Raw genomic sequence first — 1822 nt, forward strand, 5'->3', positions numbered from 1 at the left:
TTGATACGATCCGTTGTTCCAGTCCACTGACTCATCCCTGGAATAACATTTAGTACGTTTGAAAATCCGTTTTCAGCTAGTTTCTGAGCTGCTAAATCGCTTCGGTTACCTGTACGACATACGATATAGATGGTTTGATCTTGGTTTAATTCATTCATACGAGCTTCTAACTCACCAAGTGGAATAGAAATCGCATTCGGAATATGATTAAATGCATATTCTGCCGTTTCTCTTACATCTAGAACCATTATGTTTTCATTTGCTTCTAGCTTTGACTGTAGTTCCTCATTTGTCACTACATTTGGATGTTTTCTTTCGATGGTTTCATCGCTTGAAGACTTTCTTAGATAATGCTTTAACACATCTCCTTCTTCCAAAGTACCTAGATATTGATGTCCTGTACTTTCAGCCCATGCTTTAATATCTGCTTTTGATCCCTTATCTGTTGCTTGGACTTCCAATACCTGCCCTGCTTCTAATCCAGTCATTGCTTTTTTCGTTTTAACAATCGGCATCGGGCATGCTAATCCCTTTGCATCAAGAGTGATATTTGCTTTTAAGTTCTCCATAAGTAACCTCCATTACTTTTATACCATATAGGGTATATTTTATTTTAAAATTTTTTATTCTGTTTTACCTTCCCAAGAAAGCATACCACCTGTCATATTAATGACTTTGTATCCATAGCTTTCTAGAAATTGTGAAGCACTACCACTTCTACCACCAGAACGACAAACCATGATATATTCCTTTGATTTATCTAACTCATGCATACGGAACTCAATAAGGCCTAGTGGAATGTTTACTGCTCCAGGAATTTTCCCAGCTGCTACCTCATCTACTTCACGCACATCGATAATATCCAATGCTTTACCTTCGTTTAATAGTGCTTCTACTTCTTTGGCTGTCATTGTTTTCATTGTTTATTCCTCCTATATCTTATGACCAGGCGCTCATGCCGCCTTTTACATTCGTTATTTTTGTAAATCCTAAATTTTTTAGGGTTTTGCTAGCTTTTTGACTTCTCATTCCGCTTTGACAAATGACTACTACTTCTTTATCTTTTGAAATCTCATTTGATTTTTGAGATAGCACATGAAGTGGAATGTTTTTAAAGCCTTTGATGTGGTTTCCCTTATACTCAGCTGGCGTTCGAACATCCACAAATTGTTTATTTTTATCTTTTAATTCCTTTTTTAATTCAGCTGTTGTTATATGTCTAACACCCTTTGTCGGAATCATTCGTTGGATAATGAGTAGCAAGAACAATCCGATGAGAATGTAATTTACATATTCCATATTATTCTCTCCTTATTGATAGGGGAAAATCCCCTATCTTTCATTAAATAAATAGATTTACATTCCCATCTTCTGCATCAGCCAAATAAGCAGCTACGCCAGCATATTCGACATTTTCAAGAAGCTCTTCTTCTTTAAGACCTAACAGATCCATTGTCATCGTACATGCCACTAATTTCACATCTTGCTCTTGTGCCATTTCGATTAACTGAGGTAGTGACATTGCGTTGTGCTTTTTCATCACACCTTTAATCATTTTTGGACCCATACCTGCAAAGTTCATTTTAGAAAGACCCATCTTATCTGCGCCTCTTGGCATCATTTTTTCGAACATCTTTTCCATGAATCCTTTTTTCACCATCATATTTTCCTCTTTACGGAGAGCATTTAACCCCCAGAATGTATGGAAGATGGTTACTTCATGATCGTAGGCTGCTGCACCATTTGCAATAATATAAGCAGCCATTGCTTTATCGTAATCTCCACTAAATAACACAATCGTAGTTTTTTTCTTTTCTGACAT

General features: G+C 36.4%; 4 protein-coding genes. All 4 read right to left on the reverse strand.

Going from position 1 to position 1822, the window contains the following annotated elements:
* Window positions 1-569: sulfurtransferase TusA family protein (locus tag ACGLXV_RS22205; RefSeq protein WP_391560335.1), on the reverse strand; the 569-nt coding region annotated here is incomplete at its 3' end.
* Between the two features lie 54 nt (window positions 570-623).
* On the reverse strand, window positions 624-920 hold the full coding sequence (locus ACGLXV_RS22210) for a rhodanese-like domain-containing protein (protein WP_391560336.1): 297 nt from the start codon (window positions 918-920) through the stop codon (window positions 624-626).
* Window positions 921-939: 19 nt separating this feature from the next.
* Window positions 940-1299, reverse strand: a complete 360-nt coding sequence (locus ACGLXV_RS22215) for a rhodanese-like domain-containing protein (protein ID WP_119706310.1) — start codon at window positions 1297-1299, stop codon at window positions 940-942.
* Between the two features lie 43 nt (window positions 1300-1342).
* Window positions 1343-1822 carry a DsrE/DsrF/DrsH-like family protein gene (locus ACGLXV_RS22220; RefSeq protein ID WP_066059137.1) on the reverse strand — a complete coding sequence of 160 codons (480 nt, stop codon included), beginning with the start codon at window positions 1820-1822 and terminating at the stop codon, window positions 1343-1345.

It is taken from the genome of Robertmurraya sp. (genome assembly GCF_036676585.1).
In the GTDB taxonomy this organism is placed as follows: Bacteria; Bacillota; Bacilli; order Bacillales; family Cytobacillaceae; genus Robertmurraya_A.

Excerpts from the sequence above, each read along its gene's own strand:
- ACGLXV_RS22220 (WP_066059137.1), bottom strand. The coding sequence starts at position 1,822 with ATGTCAGAAAAGAAAAAAACTACGATTGTGTTATTTAGTGGAGATTAC.
- ACGLXV_RS22215 (WP_119706310.1), bottom strand. The coding sequence starts at position 1,299 with ATGGAATATGTAAATTACATTCTCATCGGATTGTTCTTGCTACTCATT.
- ACGLXV_RS22210 (WP_391560336.1), bottom strand. The coding sequence starts at position 920 with ATGAAAACAATGACAGCCAAAGAAGTAGAAGCACTATTAAACGAAGGT.